15 protein-coding genes are annotated in these 14,619 nt (G+C 58.9%); all 15 read left to right on the forward strand.

All coding sequences use genetic code 11. The features are described from left to right. The first annotated feature begins 303 nt into the window (after positions 1–303). The 15 genes from GSF67_RS04870 (at position 304) to GSF67_RS04940 (ending at position 14,610) form a co-directional block, all read left to right on the forward strand. Entirely contained in the window at positions 304–669 is a 366-nt protein-coding gene (locus GSF67_RS04870; RefSeq protein WP_006312714.1) for an NADH-quinone oxidoreductase subunit A, read from the forward strand. Beyond that, complete coding sequence (locus GSF67_RS04875) at positions 660–1,244, forward strand: NADH-quinone oxidoreductase subunit B family protein (RefSeq protein WP_003512655.1); 585 nt, start codon at positions 660–662, stop codon at positions 1,242–1,244. Before GSF67_RS04870 ends, GSF67_RS04875 begins: the two co-directional genes overlap by 10 nt. Before the next feature lie 21 nt (positions 1,245–1,265). Beyond that, the gene (locus GSF67_RS04880; RefSeq protein ID WP_006312713.1) at positions 1,266–1,868 is read left to right on the forward strand and encodes an NADH-quinone oxidoreductase subunit C; all 603 of its coding nucleotides are present in this window, start codon (positions 1,266–1,268) and stop codon (positions 1,866–1,868) included. Then, the gene (locus GSF67_RS04885; protein ID WP_176072007.1) at positions 1,865–2,293 is read left to right on the forward strand and encodes a GFA family protein; all 429 of its coding nucleotides are present in this window, start codon (positions 1,865–1,867) and stop codon (positions 2,291–2,293) included. The genes GSF67_RS04880 and GSF67_RS04885 overlap by 4 nt, the downstream gene beginning before the upstream one ends. 1 nt (position 2,294) lies before the next feature. After that, a complete protein-coding gene (locus tag GSF67_RS04890) occupies positions 2,295–3,485 on the forward strand; it encodes an NADH-quinone oxidoreductase subunit D (protein ID WP_006312711.1) in 1,191 nt (396 codons plus the stop codon). Next, positions 3,485–3,745 carry a hypothetical protein gene (locus GSF67_RS04895; protein ID WP_006312710.1) on the forward strand — a complete coding sequence of 87 codons (261 nt, stop codon included), beginning with the start codon at positions 3,485–3,487 and terminating at the stop codon, positions 3,743–3,745. Before GSF67_RS04890 ends, GSF67_RS04895 begins: the two co-directional genes overlap by 1 nt. 16 nt (positions 3,746–3,761) lie before the next feature. After that, positions 3,762–4,871 (forward strand): NADH-quinone oxidoreductase subunit E, encoded by a 1,110-nt coding sequence (locus tag GSF67_RS04900; protein WP_006312709.1) that lies wholly within the window; start codon positions 3,762–3,764, stop codon positions 4,869–4,871. Positions 4,872–4,881: 10 nt separating this feature from the next. Then, complete coding sequence (gene nuoF / locus GSF67_RS04905; protein WP_006312708.1) at positions 4,882–6,186, forward strand: NADH-quinone oxidoreductase subunit NuoF; 1,305 nt, start codon at positions 4,882–4,884, stop codon at positions 6,184–6,186. A gap of 149 nt (positions 6,187–6,335) precedes the next feature. Then, positions 6,336–8,417 (forward strand): NADH-quinone oxidoreductase subunit NuoG, encoded by a 2,082-nt coding sequence (nuoG, locus tag GSF67_RS04910; protein ID WP_006312707.1) that lies wholly within the window; start codon positions 6,336–6,338, stop codon positions 8,415–8,417. A gap of 13 nt (positions 8,418–8,430) precedes the next feature. Beyond that, entirely contained in the window at positions 8,431–9,477 is a 1,047-nt protein-coding gene (gene nuoH, locus GSF67_RS04915) for an NADH-quinone oxidoreductase subunit NuoH (RefSeq protein WP_006312706.1), read from the forward strand. A gap of 36 nt (positions 9,478–9,513) precedes the next feature. After that, a complete protein-coding gene (nuoI, locus tag GSF67_RS04920; protein WP_006312705.1) occupies positions 9,514–10,005 on the forward strand; it encodes an NADH-quinone oxidoreductase subunit NuoI in 492 nt (163 codons plus the stop codon). Between the two features lie 136 nt (positions 10,006–10,141). Next, positions 10,142–10,756 carry an NADH-quinone oxidoreductase subunit J gene (locus GSF67_RS04925; RefSeq protein ID WP_006312704.1) on the forward strand — a complete coding sequence of 205 codons (615 nt, stop codon included), beginning with the start codon at positions 10,142–10,144 and terminating at the stop codon, positions 10,754–10,756. Between the two features lie 29 nt (positions 10,757–10,785). Next, a complete protein-coding gene (gene nuoK, locus GSF67_RS04930; protein WP_003502389.1) occupies positions 10,786–11,094 on the forward strand; it encodes an NADH-quinone oxidoreductase subunit NuoK in 309 nt (102 codons plus the stop codon). Positions 11,095–11,101: 7 nt separating this feature from the next. Further along, the gene (gene nuoL / locus GSF67_RS04935) at positions 11,102–13,099 is read left to right on the forward strand and encodes an NADH-quinone oxidoreductase subunit L (protein WP_006312703.1); all 1,998 of its coding nucleotides are present in this window, start codon (positions 11,102–11,104) and stop codon (positions 13,097–13,099) included. Further along, positions 13,099–14,610: an NADH-quinone oxidoreductase subunit M gene (locus tag GSF67_RS04940; RefSeq protein WP_006312702.1), complete on the forward strand. Its 1,512-nt coding sequence runs from the start codon at positions 13,099–13,101 to the stop codon at positions 14,608–14,610. The genes nuoL and GSF67_RS04940 overlap by 1 nt, the downstream gene beginning before the upstream one ends. The last annotated feature ends 9 nt before the right edge of the window (positions 14,611–14,619 follow it).

Below are 14,619 nucleotides of genomic sequence, written 5' to 3' on the forward strand. Positions count from 1 at the left end.
TTCCCAGAAACCGTCACTTCACCACCATTCCGACTTAAAATTCGTGTGACTTTTTTGCGGTTGCGTCCTTCAATCGATTATTATTGTATTTGAGGGGCTTAGGCCGGAATTGTGGCCCAAATTTGCGTCAATTCCGGCAATATTGTTGCCAATCAATGCGGCAGGTGTCTTGAAATGGTGCCTAAACTCTTGCAGAGAGGGCGCGGCTGCGCTAACCACTTTGGCGTTGCAACATATTTGTCCGCTCTTTGAGACTCCGGTCACAAAGGCAGGTCCGGCACCCGGCCGGGCAAGGAAGAGACCATGACTGAACTCCTCAGTTCCTACATTCCGATCGCAATTTTCATCGGTATCGCTCTCGTCATCGGCCTGGCGCTTCTCATTGCGCCTTTCGCTGTCGCCTATAAGGCACCGGACCCCGAAAAGCTCTCCGCTTTCGAGTGCGGTTTCAATGCCTTCGACGACGCCCGCATGAAGTTCGATATCCGTTTTTATCTTGTATCGATCCTCTTCATCATCTTCGATCTGGAAGTCGCCTTCCTGTTTCCCTGGGCGGTGTCTTTCGGCGAGATGGGTTGGTTCGGTTTCTGGTCGATGATGGTGTTCCTCGCGGTCCTCACCATCGGCTTTATCTATGAGTGGAAGAAGGGAGCGCTGGAATGGGCATGAGCCAGAACAACAGCACGCTCGTTGCGCCGCAGCCGAAGGGGATCATCGATCCCGCAACCGGCAAGCCGGTTGGCAGCAACGACGCCTACTTCACGGAAATCAATGACGAGCTGGCCGACAAGGGCTTTCTCGTCACCTCGACCGACGAGCTGATCACCTGGGCGCGCACCGGCTCGCTGATGTGGATGCAGTTCGGTCTCGCCTGCTGCGCCGTTGAAGGCCTGATGCAGGCTTCCGGACCGCGTTATGATATGGAGCGCTTCGGTGTCGCCCCGCGCGCCTCACCGCGCCAGTCGGACGTCATGATCGTTGCCGGCACGCTGACCAACAAGATGGCGCCCGCTCTGCGCAAGGTCTATGACCAGATGCCTGAGCCGCGTTACGTCATCTCCATGGGCTCCTGCGCCAATGGCGGCGGTTATTACCATTATTCCTACGCCGTGGTGCGTGGCTGTGACCGCGTTGTGCCGGTGGATATCTACGTTCCGGGCTGTCCCCCCACGGCGGAGGCGCTGCTTTACGGCGTGCTTCTGCTGCAAAAGAAAATTCGTCGTACCGGTACGATCGAGCGCTAAGGGCAAAGGACGGATTTCGGAATGAGCGAAGCTCTCAATGATCTTGCTGCTTACGTCAAGGAAGCGCGTGGTTCTCTCGTGGTATCGGCCGATATTGCCTATGGCGAGCTGACGCTGAATACCACGCCTGAAAACGTGATCGCGCTTTTGACCTTCCTGCGCGACGACGTGCAGTGCGGCTTCGTCAACATCATCGATATTTGCGGCGTAGACTGGCCGCAGCGCGAGAAGCGTTTCGATGTCGTCTACCATCTGCTGTCGCCACGCCAGAACCTGCGCGTGCGCATCAAGCTGCAGGTCGCGGAAGACGAAGGCGTGCCTTCTTCGACACCCGTTTACATGGGCGCTGAATGGTTCGAGCGCGAAGCCTGGGATATGTATGGCATTCCTTTCGAAGGCCATAAGGACCTGCGCCGCATCCTCACGGATTACGGCTTCGAAGGCCACCCGCTGCGCAAGGATTTTCCGGTTACCGGCTTTGTGGAAGTGCGTTACGATGACGTGCTGAAGCGGGTTCTTTATGAACCGGTCGAATTGAAGCAGGAATTCCGCAATTTCGATTTCCTTTCCCCGTGGGAAGGAACGGAATATGTTCTCCCGGGTGACGAAAAGGCCAAGCAATGAGCGAAGCCCCCGCGACAGAGCATGGACAATGTCTTTGCGGCGCCGTTGGCTTCACAGCCACGCTCGGTGCCCGCGAATTCGGCGTCTGCCATTGCTCCATGTGCCGCCGCTGGTCTGGTGGTGCGTTCATGGCTGTCGAATGCACTGATATCGCCTTTGAAAACGAGCAAAGCCTCGGCGTCTATTCTTCGTCGGAGTGGGGTGAGCGTTGCTTCTGCAAGGACTGCGGCAGCACGCTGATGTGGCGCTCCAAGGATGGCAAACATTTTGCCGTTTCGCTGCAGGCGTTCGACAAGCCGTCCAGCTTCACCTTCGCGCAGCAGATTTTCACGGATGAAAAGCCTTCGAGCTATTCGTTCGCTGAGACCACGCAGAACATGACCGGCCCCGAATTCATCGCCATGATCACCTCGGCGGAGCACTAGAATGACTGAGCATAACGTCCGCAATTTCACGATCAACTTCGGTCCGGAACATCCCTCCGCGCACGGCGTGCTGCGTCTGGTTCTGGAACTGGACGGCGAAATCGTCGAGCGCGTCGATCCGCATATCGGTCTTCTGCATCGCGGCACCGAAAAGCTGATCGAGACCAAGACCTATCTGCAGGCTGTTCCCTATTTCGACCGCCTCGATTACGTCGCGCCGATGAACCAGGAACATGCTTTCGCGCTTGCCGTCGAAAAGCTGCTGGGCCTCGAAATCCCGATGCGTGGCCAGTTGATCCGCGTTCTCTATTCGGAAATCGGCCGCATCCTGTCGCACATCATGAACGTGACGACACAGGCCATGGACGTCGGCGCTATGACGCCGCCGGTCTGGGGTTTCGAAGAGCGCGAAAAGCTGATGGTGTTTTACGAGCGCGCCTGTGGCGCCCGCATGCACTCGGCCTATGTGCGTCCGGGCGGCGTGCATCAGGATCTGCCGCCGGAACTGGTGGACGATATCGGCAAGTGGTGCGATCCGTTCCTCACCGTCCTCGACAATATCGAAGGCCTGTTGACTGACAACCGCATCTACAAGCAGCGTAACGTCGATATCGGCGTCGTGTCGCTGGAAGATGCGTTTGCCTGGGGCTTCACGGGCGTGATGGTGCGCGGTTCGGGCGCTGCCTGGGATTTGCGCCGTTCGCAGCCCTATGAATGTTACTCCGATCTGGAATTCGACATTCCCGTTGGCAAGAACGGCGACTGCTATGACCGTTACCTGATCCGCATGCAGGAAATGCGCGAATCGGTAAAGATCATGAAGCAGTGCGTCGATCGTCTGTCCGGCAAACACCGCATCGGCCCGGTCTCTTCGCTTGACGGCAAGGTTGTTCCGCCCAAGCGTGGCGAAATGAAGCGTTCGATGGAAGCTCTGATCCATCACTTCAAGCTCTACACCGAAGGTTACCACGTTCCGGCCGGCGAAGTTTACGCCGCCGTCGAAGCGCCGAAGGGCGAGTTCGGCGTTTACGTGGTTGCCGACGGTTCCAACAAGCCCTACCGCTGCAAGATCCGCGCGCCGGGTTATGCACACCTGCAGGCGATGGATTTCCTGTGCAAGGGCCATCAGCTTGCCGACGTTACAGCCGTGCTCGGCTCTCTCGACATCGTGTTCGGGGAGGTCGACCGCTGATGCGTCTGCCGCTGGCCATACCGGCTTTTCTTGCTGCGATGTCCACCCCCGTTCTCGCCCAGACGGCGACGGACGAGGGCGGTGTATCGCTGTCGGGCGGCGGCTCTTCGACCATCAAGCAGCTTCTGTCTTCGGGATACGAGATCAAGGCCTCGGTTCCCAATGGCAGCAAGTTCATCGTGTTCATGCAAAAAGACAAGGCGGCTTACGCCTGCGAATTCGTCACGGTGGCGAGATCGCGTTGTGAGACGTTAAACTGAAAAGGCGTGAGGAAGTATGTCCGTTCGTCGACTAGCCGAAGATCAGTTCCAGCCCGTGGCATTTGCCTTCAATGCGGATAATACCGCATGGGCGGAAAAGACGATCCAGAAATATCCTGCGGGACGCCAGCAATCGGCGGTTATCCCGCTGCTCATGCGTGCGCAGGAGCAGGACGGCTGGGTTACCCGCGCCGCCATCGAAAAAGTCGCAGACATGCTGGATATGGCCTATATCCGTGTTCTTGAGGTGGCGACCTTCTATACCCAGTTCCAGCTGAAGCCGGTTGGCACGCGTGCCCACGTTCAGGTTTGCGGCACCACGCCCTGCATGCTGCGCGGTTCCGAAGCGCTGATGGATGTCTGCCGCAAGAAGATCCACCACGATCCGCTGCATACCAACGACAGCGGCACGCTGTCCTGGGAAGAGGTGGAATGTCAGGGCGCCTGCGTCAACGCGCCGATGGTCATCATCTTCAAGGATGCCTATGAGGACCTGACGCCCGAGCGTTTGGAAGAGATCATCGACACATTCGAGGCCGGCAAGGGCGACACGGTCAAGACCGGCCCGCAGATCGACCGTCACGAGTCGGTCCCGGTCGGCGGCCTGACGACGCTGACGGAAGAGATCAAGCCCGATCGTTCCAATCTCGACAAGCCGGCTGAACCGCCGGCAGAGGCGGCACCCGTTCCCCCGTCTAATGCCGCCAAGCCGAAGACCGACGCGCCGGAAACCGATCCGAAGCTGAAAACGCCGGTCACGGAACCGAAGGCTGCTGCGGAAAACGCAAAGGCCGGGGAAAAAGAATCGGCCGGAAAGGAAGCGGTTGCATCGAAGCCGTCGCTCGAGTCCGCTGATCGTCCCGCCGGCATCGACAAGCCGGCGACCCCGGATGACCTGAAGCTGATTTCCGGCGTCGGTCCGAAAATCGAAGGCACGCTGCACGATCTCGGCATCTTCACCTATGCGCAGATCGCCGCCTGGAAACAGGCTGAATGCGACTGGGTGGATGGATATCTGAATTTCAAGGGCCGTATCGGCCGTGATGACTGGGTCAAACAGGCCGAGGCGCTCGCCAAGGGTGGTGAAGCCGAGTATATCAGGGTCTTCGGCAAGAAGCCGCGGTAAAGGGTGAAGCATGTTAAAAGATCAGGATCGCATCTTTACCAATCTCTACGGCCTCAAGGACAAGTCCCTGAAGGGCGTGATGGCGCGCGGCCACTGGGACGGTACCAAGCAGATCATCGAAAAGGGCCGTGACTGGATCATCAACGAGATGAAGGCTTCCGGCCTTCGCGGTCGCGGCGGCGCTGGCTTCCCGACGGGTCTCAAATGGTCCTTCATGCCGAAGGAAAATGACGGCCGTCCGCATTACCTCGTCGTCAACGCCGACGAATCCGAACCCGGCACCTGCAAGGACCGCGAAATCCTGCGCAACGATCCGCATACGCTGATCGAAGGCTGCGTGATCGCCGGTTTCGCCATGGGCGCGCACACCGCTTACATTTATGTGCGCGGCGAATATATGCGCGAACGTGAAGCGCTGCAGGCAGCTATCGACGAATGTTACGATGCCGGCCTGCTCGGCAAGAACAACAAGAACGGCTGGGACTACGACATCTACGTCCATCATGGCGCGGGTGCCTATATCTGTGGCGAAGAGACGGCTCTGCTCGAAAGCCTCGAGGGCAAGAAGGGCCAGCCACGTCTGAAACCGCCGTTCCCGGCCAATATGGGTCTTTACGGCTGCCCGACGACGGTCAACAACGTTGAATCGATCGCTGTTGCGCCGACCATCCTGCGCCGCGGTGCATCCTGGTTCTCGTCCATCGGCCGTCCGAACAATGTCGGCACGAAGCTGTTCATGGTGTCCGGCCATGTCGAGCGTCCATGCACCTTCGAAGATGCGCTGGGCCTGTCCTTCCGCGAGCTGATCGAGCACCATTGCGGTGGCATTCGCGGCGGCTGGGACAATCTGCTCGGCGTCATCCCCGGCGGCGCTTCCTGCCCCATCGTTCGCGGTGAGGACATGAAGGACGCCATCATGGACTTTGACGGCATGCGCGAAGTGAAGTCTTCCTTCGGCACCGGCGGCATGATCGTCATGGACAAGTCCACTGACGTCATCAAGGCGATTGCGCGCATCGCGGCGTTCTTCAAGCACGAAAGCTGTGGCCAGTGCACGCCGTGCCGTGAAGGCACCGGCTGGATGTGGCGCGTGCTGGAACGCATGGTCAAGGGTAACGCCCAGAAGCGTGAAATCGACATGCTGTTCGAGGTGACCAAGCAGATCGAGGGCCACACCATCTGTGCGCTCGGCGACGCCGCCGCATGGCCGGTACAGGCGCTGATCCGCAATTTCCGTCCGGAAATCGAAAAGCGCATCGACCAATATACCTACAGGGCCATGGATGATGGCGCTGTTCTGGAAGCCGCTGAATAAGCATTGAAGGCTTCGAGCGGAGCCGGGAGTTTCCGGCCCCGCAACACCATGAAGCGCCTGGCGAAACTTCGGATGCCGGGCGTGATTAAGGATTTGTTGCGGACCGTGTGAGACATGGGACGAACAGGCAACAGGACGTAAGTAGAACCATGGCAAAGCTCAAGGTTGACGGTAAAGAGATCGAGGTTCCGGATCATTTCACGCTGTTGCAGGCGTGCGAGGAGGCTGGTGCCGAAGTTCCGCGCTTTTGTTTTCATGAGCGCTTGTCGGTCGCGGGTAACTGCCGCATGTGTCTCATCGAGGTGAAGGGCGGACCACCGAAGCCGGCCGCCTCCTGCGCCATGGGCGTGCGCGATGTTCGCGGCGGCCCGAATGGCGAATTGCCTGAGGTTTTCACCAACACACCGATGGTCAAGAAGGCCCGCGAAGGTGTGATGGAGTTCCTGCTCATCAACCACCCGCTCGATTGCCCGATCTGCGACCAGGGCGGCGAATGCGACCTGCAGGACCAGGCCATGGCCTTCGGTATCGCCGGTTCGCGTTACGCGGAAAACAAGCGCGCGGTTGAAGACAAATATATCGGCCCGCTCGTCAAGACGGTCATGAACCGCTGCATTCACTGCACGCGCTGCGTCCGTTTCACCACGGAAGTTGCCGGCATTGCCGAACTTGGCCTGATCGGCCGCGGCGAGGATGCCGAGATCACCACCTATCTCGAACAGGCCATGACGTCTGAGCTTCAGGGCAACGTCGTTGACCTTTGCCCGGTTGGTGCGCTCACCTCCAAGCCTTTCGCCTTCACCGCCCGTCCGTGGGAACTGAACAAGACCGAAACCATCGACGTGATGGATGCGCTGGGTTCGGCCATCCGCGTCGATACCCGTGGCCGCGAAGTCATGCGCGTCATGCCGCGCGTCAACGAAGCGATCAACGAAGAGTGGATTTCCGACAAGAGCCGTTTCATCTGGGACGGCCTGAAGACGCAGCGCCTCGACCGGCCTTACGTCCGCAAGGATGGCAGGCTGCAGCCCGCCACCTGGGGCGAAGCATTTGGCGCAATCAAGCAGGCTGTTGCCGCAACGTCGGGTTCGAAAATTGGCGCAATCGCCGGCGATCTGTCCTCCGTCGAAGAGATGTTCGCGCTGAAGTCGCTGCTTGCTTCGCTCGGCTCGGCCAATGTCGATTGCCGTCAGGATGGCGCAGCGCTTGATCCGTCTTTGGGTCGCGCCAGCTATATCTTCAATTCCACTATTGAAGGCATCGAACAGGCCGACGCTCTGCTGATCGTTGGTTCCAACCCGCGCTTCGAAGCGGCCGTGCTCAACGCCCGCATCCGCAAGCGCTGGCGTCGCGGCGGTTTCCCGATCGGTGTGATCGGTGAGGCCGGTGAGCTGCGCTACAATTACGAATATCTCGGCTCGGGCGCGGAAACGCTTTCCGATCTCGCCAATGGCTCGCACAGCTTCATCGACAAGCTGAAATCCGCCAAGAACCCGCTGATCATCATCGGTCAGGGCGCTCTGGCACGTGCCGATGGTGCTGCCGTTCTCGCGGCTGCTGCAAAACTTGCCGTTTCGGTTGGCGCTGTCACCGAAGAGTGGAATGGATTCTCGGTGCTGCACACTGCCGCTGCCCGCGTCGGCGGTCTCGATATCGGCTTCGTGCCGGGCGAGGGCGCTGTTGCCGCCGCCGAGATGGTGACGTCCATGGACGTCCTGTTCCTGCTCGGCGCCGATGAACTCGACCTGTCCAACAAGGGCGCCAAGTTCACCGTCTATATCGGCAGCCACGGCGATCAGGGTGCGATGAACGCCGACGTCATCCTTCCGGGTGCGGCCTATACCGAAAAATCCGGTATCTGGGTCAACACCGAAGGCCGTGTTCAGGTGGGCAACCGCGCCGGTTTCGCACCGGGCGAAGCCCGCGAAGACTGGGCGATCCTGCGCGCGTTGTCCGATGTTCTCGGCAAAAAGCTGCCGTTCGATTCGCTGTCAACACTGCGCGGCCAGCTTTATGTCGCGCATCCGCATCTGGCGGAAACAGATGAGATCGTTGCCGGCAAGGCCACGGATATCGAGGCGCTGGCTGGTAAAACCGGATCACTCACCAAGTCGGCGTTTGCCTCGCCGGTAAAAGACTTTTATTTGACGAACCCGATTGCGCGCGCCTCAGCTGTGATGGCCGAGTGCTCCGCATTGGCCCGCAACAATTTCCAGGCTGCGGCAGAGTAAGGGTAGGGGATTTATGGAACAGTTTTTCTGGAGCTACGTCTGGCCCGCGCTGATCATGGTCGGCCAGTCCCTGCTGCTTCTCGTTTGCCTTTTGGTGGCCATCGCCTTCCTGCTGCTTGCCGACCGTAAGGTCTGGGCGGCCGTGCAGCTGCGCCGTGGTCCGAACGTTGTTGGTCCCTTCGGTCTCTTCCAGTCCTTCGCCGACCTTTTGAAGTTCATCCTGAAGGAGCCCGTCATTCCGGCCGGCGCCAACAAGGCCGTCTTCCTCTTGGCGCCGCTGGTTGCCGTGACGCTGGCGCTCGCCACCTATGCCGTCATTCCGTTTGCGGATGGCTGGGTCGTCGCCAACATCAATGTCGGCATTCTCTACATCTTCGCGATTTCCTCGCTTGAAGTATACGGCATCATCATGGGCGGCTGGGCTTCGAACTCGAAGTATCCGTTCCTCGGCGCGCTGCGTTCGGCAGCACAGATGGTGTCTTACGAAGTGTCGATCGGTCTCGTCATCGTCACCGTGCTGCTCTGCGTTGGCTCGCTGAACCTGACTGATATCGTTCTGGCGCAGCGCACCGGTCTCGGCACGATGATCGGCCTGCCGGCCTCATTCCTCGACTGGCACTGGCTGTCGCTGTTCCCGATGTTCATCGTGTTCTTCATTTCCGGCCTTGCCGAAACCAACCGCCCGCCCTTCGATCTTCCGGAAGCGGAATCGGAACTGGTCGCCGGTCACATGGTCGAATATGGCTCTACGCCTTACATGATGTTCATGCTCGGCGAATACGCTGCGATCGTCCTGATCTGCTGCCTGACGACGATCCTGTTCCTCGGCGGCTGGCTGCCGATCGTGGATGTGTGGTTCCTGAACTGGGTTCCGGGTATCGTCTGGTTCGCTTTGAAGGGCTGCATGGTCTTCTTCATGATCGCGCTCACCAAGGCTTTCGTTCCGCGTTATCGTTATGACCAGCTCATGCGCCTTGGCTGGAAGGTCTTCCTGCCGCTGTCGCTCGCCATGGTCGTTATTGTTGCATTCGTATTGAAGCTGACGGGGTGGGCCGGTTGATGTCTGTATTCCTCGCTCAGAAATCTGGAGACTGAGATGGCAAGCCTCTCCCAAGCCGTCAACTCGCTGTTCCTGAAGGAATTCGTAGGCGCGATCTTCCTGACCATGCGCCATTTCTTCAAGCAGAAGGCGACGATCAATTATCCGTTTGAAAAGGGTCCGGTGTCTCCGCGCTTCCGCGGCGAACATGCGTTGCGCCGTTATCCGAACGGTGAAGAACGCTGCATCGCCTGCAAGCTGTGTGAAGCGATCTGTCCTGCTCAGGCGATCACCATCGAAGCCGGCCCGCGCCGCAATGACGGCACCCGCCGCACGGTGCGTTACGACATCGACATGGTGAAGTGCATCTATTGCGGTTTCTGCCAGGAAGCCTGCCCGGTGGACGCAATCGTCGAGGGTCCGAACTTCGAATTCGCGACGGAAACCCGCGAGGAGCTTTATTTCGACAAGCAAAGGCTTCTCGACAATGGCGACCGCTGGGAGCGTGAAATCGCACGCAACCTCGCACTGGATGCACCTTATCGCTGAGGCGCAACCGTCTTTCCGGGGAGACCCCGGAAAGCGATGAAAAAGTAAAATGCCTGCGCGGTTTCCGCCGGCGGGGACGAAACGGGTGAGGGGCCTTCGAGCCATCTTCGCCCGATGAGGACAAGAAGGCACCAAGATGGGTCTGCACGCTGTATTCTTTTATATATTCGCTTTCGTCGCCGTGGCGTCTGCGTTCATGGTCATTGCATCGAAGAACCCTGTTCATTCGGTGCTCTTCCTGATTTTGACCTTCTTCAACGCAGCCGCGCTGTTCCTGCTGACGGGAGCCGAGTTCCTCGCCATGATCCTGCTTGTGGTCTATGTCGGCGCTGTCGCGGTGCTTTTCCTCTTCGTCGTCATGATGCTGGATGTGGACTTTGCCGAGCTTCGTTCCGGCGTGTTGCAATATGCCCCGATCGGCGCGCTGATCGGCGTCATTCTGGCGGCTGAGCTGATCGTCGTGGTTGGCGGCAGCATGCTGAACCCGATTGCGGCTAAATCGATCACCATGCCGATCCCGCCGGCCGCCGAGCGGACCAATACGGCAGCGCTCGGCGATGTGCTCTATACCAATTACGTCTACTTCTTCCAGCTTGCCGGTCTCGTGCTGCTGGTGGCCATGATCGGCGCCATCGTGCTGACGCTGCGTCATCGCACCGATATCAAGCGGCAGGATATCTCCACGCAGGTTGGCCGCGACCCGAAGACCGCCGTAACAACGGTCAAGGTCAAGCCGGGCCAGGGCATCTGAAGGCGCGAACGGATTCAAGGAAACACAATATGGTAATCGGTCTTTCCCACTACCTGACGGTCAGCGCCATCCTCTTTACGATCGGCGTCTTCGGCATCTTCCTCAACCGGAAGAACGTCATCGTCATCCTGATGTCGATCGAGCTTATCCTGCTGGCGGTCAACATCAACATGGTGGCGTTCTCGGCCTTCCTGAACGATATCGTCGGCCAGGTCTTCGCTTTGTTCATTCTGACCGTTGCAGCTGCCGAAGCGGCCATCGGTCTTGCAATACTCGTTGTCTTCTACCGCAACCGCGGATCGATCGCCGTCGAAGACGTCAATATGATGAAGGGCTGATAAGGCTATGATCTACAAGGCTATCGTCTTTCTTCCACTGATCGGCTTCCTGATCGCCGGCCTGTTCGGCCGCTCTATCGGCGCCAAGGCCTCGGAATATGTCACCACCGGTCTGATGATCGTGGTCGCCATCCTGTCGTGGATCGTCTTCTTCAACGTCGCGCTCGCCCATGGCGAGCCGGGCGAGGTGATCAAGGTCACTGTTTTGCGCTGGATCCAGTCCGGCGGCATCGACGTCGAATGGGCGTTCCGCATCGATACGCTGACGGCCGTCATGTTCGTCGTCGTCAACACGGTCTCGACGCTGGTGCACCTTTATTCGATCGGATACATGCACCACGATCCGCATCGTCCGCGCTTCTTTGCCTATCTGTCGCTCTTCACTTTCGCCATGCTGATGCTGGTCACCTCCGACAACCTGCTGCAGATGTTCTTCGGCTGGGAAGGCGTGGGTCTGGCGTCCTATCTGCTGATCGGTTTCTGGTTCAAGAAGCCTTCCGCGTCGGCCGCCGCCATGAAGGCGTTCATCGTCAATCGCGTCGGTGACTTCGGCTTCATCCTCGGCATCTCGGGCGTCTTCGTGCTGTTCGGCTCGATCAACCTCGAAACTGTCTTCGCTGCCGCCAGCACCTATCTGCCGGCCGAAGGTGCCGCTTCCACCGAAACCGTCATCAACCTGTTCGGCATGCAGCTGGACAAGGCCAATGCGATAACGGGCGTCTGCCTGCTGCTGTTCATGGGCGCGATGGGTAAATCGGCGCAGTTCCTGCTGCACACCTGGCTGCCGGACGCGATGGAAGGCCCGACCCCGGTTTCGGCCCTCATTCATGCCGCAACCATGGTCACCGCCGGCGTCTTCCTCGTCGCCCGCATGTCGCCGCTGTTCGAACTGTCGCCGGATGCGCTGACCGTCGTGACGCTGATCGGCGCGATCACCGCCTTCTTCGCGGCGACTGTCGGTCTGGTGCAGAACGATATCAAGCGCGTGATTGCCTATTCGACCTGCTCGCAGCTCGGTTACATGTTCGTGGCGCTCGGCGTCGGCGCTTATGGTGCCGCCGTGTTCCACCTCTTCACGCACGCCTTCTTCAAGGCCCTGTTGTTCCTGTGCGCCGGCTCGGTCATCCATGCCGTCGATGGCGAGCAGGACATGCGGTACATGGGCGGCCTGCGCAAGCATATCCCCATCACCTTCTGGACCATGACCGTTGGCACGCTGGCGCTCACCGGCGTCGGTATTCCGGGCACGATGATCGGTTTTGCCGGCTTCTTCTCGAAGGACGTCATCATCGAATCCGCTTATGCGTCCCATTCGGTTCTCTCCGGTTTCGCCTTCACGCTGCTGGTCATCGCCGCGCTGTTCACCAGCTTCTATTCCTGGCGCCTGGCCTTCATGACCTTCTTCGGCAAGCCGCGCGCTTCGGCTGACGTGATGCACCACGTGCATGAATCGCCGATGGTCATGCTGATCCCGCTTTTCATCCTCACGGTTGGCGCGATCTTTGCCGGCGTCCTTTTCGAAGGTCATTTCTTCGGTGAAGAATATGCCGAATTCTGGAAGGGCGCGCTGTTCATGCTTCCGGAAAACGAAATCCTCGAGGAGTTCCACCACGTTCCGCTGTGGGTGAAATGGAGCCCGTTCTTTGCGATGGCGCTTGGTTTCGTGACCGCATGGTACATGTACATCAAGTCGCCGGAGACCCCGAAGCGTCTGGCGGCGACCCATCGTGGCCTCTACCAGTTCCTCTTGAACAAGTGGTACTTCGACGAACTCTATGACTTCCTCTTTGTGCGTTCCGCAAAGGCGCTTGGCCGCTTCCTGTGGAAGAAGGGTGACGTGGCCGTCATCGACCATTATGGACCGAACGGCATTGCAGCGCGTGTGGTTGACGTGACCAACCGCATGGTCCGCCTGCAATCCGGTTACCTTTATCACTACGCCTTTGCGATGCTGATCGGCATCGCGGCGCTTGTCACCTGGATGATGCTCGGGAGTGCCCTCTGATGACCGATTGGCCCATTCTTTCAACGGTCACCTTTCTGCCGCTCGTCGGCGTGGTGCTCCTGCTTCTGACAAATGAGAGCGGCCCCTATGGTCGCCGCAACATTCTCAACGTCTCGCTGCTGACGACCGTCTTCACCTTCATCGTGTCGCTGTTCGTCTGGATCGGTTTCGACAATTCGAACCCCGGTTTCCAGATGGTCGAAAAACACGCCTGGTTCGGCAATATCGCCGCTTATCATCTGGGCGTCGACGGCATCTCCATGCTGTTCGTCATCCTCACCACCTTCCTCATGCCGTTTTGCGTGCTGGCAAGCTGGAACTCGATTGAAAAGCGCGTCAAGGAATACATGATTGCCTTCCTGCTTCTGGAAGTCGTCATGGTCGGCGTCTTCGTGGCGCTGGATACGGTTCTCTTCTACGTCTTCTTCGAAGCGACGCTGATCCCGATGTTCATCATCATCGGCGTCTGGGGCGGCAAGGATCGCGTCTACGCATCCTACAAGTTCTTCCTCTACACGCTGCTCGGTTCGGTTTTGACCATGCTCGCCATCATGGCGATGTACTGGCAGTCCGGCACGACCGACATGACCGAGCTTCTGAAATATGGCTTCCCGGCCGGCATGCAGACCTGGCTCTGGCTTGCCTGTTTCGCCGCCTTCTCGGTGAAGATGCCGATGTGGCCGGTCCACACCTGGCTGCCGGACGCCCACGTTCAGGCGCCGACAGCAGGTTCGGTCATCCTGGCAGGCGTCATGCTGAAGCTCGGCGGTTACGGTTTCATCCGCTTCTCGCTGTCGATGTTTCCGCTGGCGTCTGACTATTTTGCCCCCTTCGTCTTCACCCTGTCGGTTCTCGCCATCATCTACACCTCGCTGGTGGCGATGATGCAGGACGACATCAAGAAGCTGATTGCCTATTCCTCCGTTGCCCACATGGGTTACGTGACCATGGGCATCTTCGCCGCCAATGTGCAGGGCGTGCAGGGCGCGCTCTTCCAGATGCTGTCGCACGGCATTGTCTCCGGCGCGCTCTTCCTCTGCGTCGGCGTTGTCTATGACCGGCTGCATACCCGCGAGATTTCCGCCTATGGCGGTCTCGTCAACAACATGCCGAAATATGCCGTCGCCTTCATGATTTTCACCATGGCCAATGTCGGTCTGCCCGGCACCTCAGGCTTCGTCGGTGAATTCCTGACGCTGATCGGCGTCTTCCGCGCCAACACGCTTGTTGCGCTGTTTGCGGCAACCGGCGTCATCCTCTCGGCCGCTTATGCGCTGTGGCTCTATCGCCGCGTGATTTTCGGCGCGCTCGAGAAGGAAAGCCTGAAATCGATGCTCGATCTGTCGACCCGCGAAAAGGTCATCCTTTATCCGCTGGTTGCACTGACGATCTTCTTCGGCGTCTATCCGGCTCCGGTGTTCGATGCGACAGCCGCATCGGTCGATCTTCTGGTAAACAACTATACGGCTGCATTGCAGGCGGCGCAAAATGTTGCGCTCACTATGAATTGACGACAGGAC

Origin of the sequence: Agrobacterium sp. CGMCC 11546 (assembly GCF_013365515.1) — a bacterium.
Classification (GTDB): Bacteria; Pseudomonadota; Alphaproteobacteria; order Rhizobiales; family Rhizobiaceae; genus Agrobacterium; species Agrobacterium fabrum.

What these genes read in the sequence shown, in the direction of transcription:
- nuoK (WP_003502389.1), top strand. Translation starts at nt 10,786, where the DNA reads ATGGTAATCGGTCTTTCCCACTACCTGACGGTCAGCGCCATCCTCTTT.
- GSF67_RS04870 (WP_006312714.1), top strand. Translation starts at nt 304, where the DNA reads ATGACTGAACTCCTCAGTTCCTACATTCCGATCGCAATTTTCATCGGT.
- GSF67_RS04940 (WP_006312702.1), top strand. Translation starts at nt 13,099, where the DNA reads ATGACCGATTGGCCCATTCTTTCAACGGTCACCTTTCTGCCGCTCGTC.
- GSF67_RS04885 (WP_176072007.1), top strand. Translation starts at nt 1,865, where the DNA reads ATGAGCGAAGCCCCCGCGACAGAGCATGGACAATGTCTTTGCGGCGCC.
- GSF67_RS04925 (WP_006312704.1), top strand. Translation starts at nt 10,142, where the DNA reads ATGGGTCTGCACGCTGTATTCTTTTATATATTCGCTTTCGTCGCCGTG.
- GSF67_RS04880 (WP_006312713.1), top strand. Translation starts at nt 1,266, where the DNA reads ATGAGCGAAGCTCTCAATGATCTTGCTGCTTACGTCAAGGAAGCGCGT.
- GSF67_RS04895 (WP_006312710.1), top strand. Translation starts at nt 3,485, where the DNA reads ATGCGTCTGCCGCTGGCCATACCGGCTTTTCTTGCTGCGATGTCCACC.
- nuoH (WP_006312706.1), top strand. Translation starts at nt 8,431, where the DNA reads ATGGAACAGTTTTTCTGGAGCTACGTCTGGCCCGCGCTGATCATGGTC.
- nuoL (WP_006312703.1), top strand. Translation starts at nt 11,102, where the DNA reads ATGATCTACAAGGCTATCGTCTTTCTTCCACTGATCGGCTTCCTGATC.
- GSF67_RS04890 (WP_006312711.1), top strand. Translation starts at nt 2,295, where the DNA reads ATGACTGAGCATAACGTCCGCAATTTCACGATCAACTTCGGTCCGGAA.
- nuoF (WP_006312708.1), top strand. Translation starts at nt 4,882, where the DNA reads ATGTTAAAAGATCAGGATCGCATCTTTACCAATCTCTACGGCCTCAAG.
- nuoG (WP_006312707.1), top strand. Translation starts at nt 6,336, where the DNA reads ATGGCAAAGCTCAAGGTTGACGGTAAAGAGATCGAGGTTCCGGATCAT.
- nuoI (WP_006312705.1), top strand. Translation starts at nt 9,514, where the DNA reads ATGGCAAGCCTCTCCCAAGCCGTCAACTCGCTGTTCCTGAAGGAATTC.
- GSF67_RS04900 (WP_006312709.1), top strand. Translation starts at nt 3,762, where the DNA reads ATGTCCGTTCGTCGACTAGCCGAAGATCAGTTCCAGCCCGTGGCATTT.
- GSF67_RS04875 (WP_003512655.1), top strand. Translation starts at nt 660, where the DNA reads ATGGGCATGAGCCAGAACAACAGCACGCTCGTTGCGCCGCAGCCGAAG.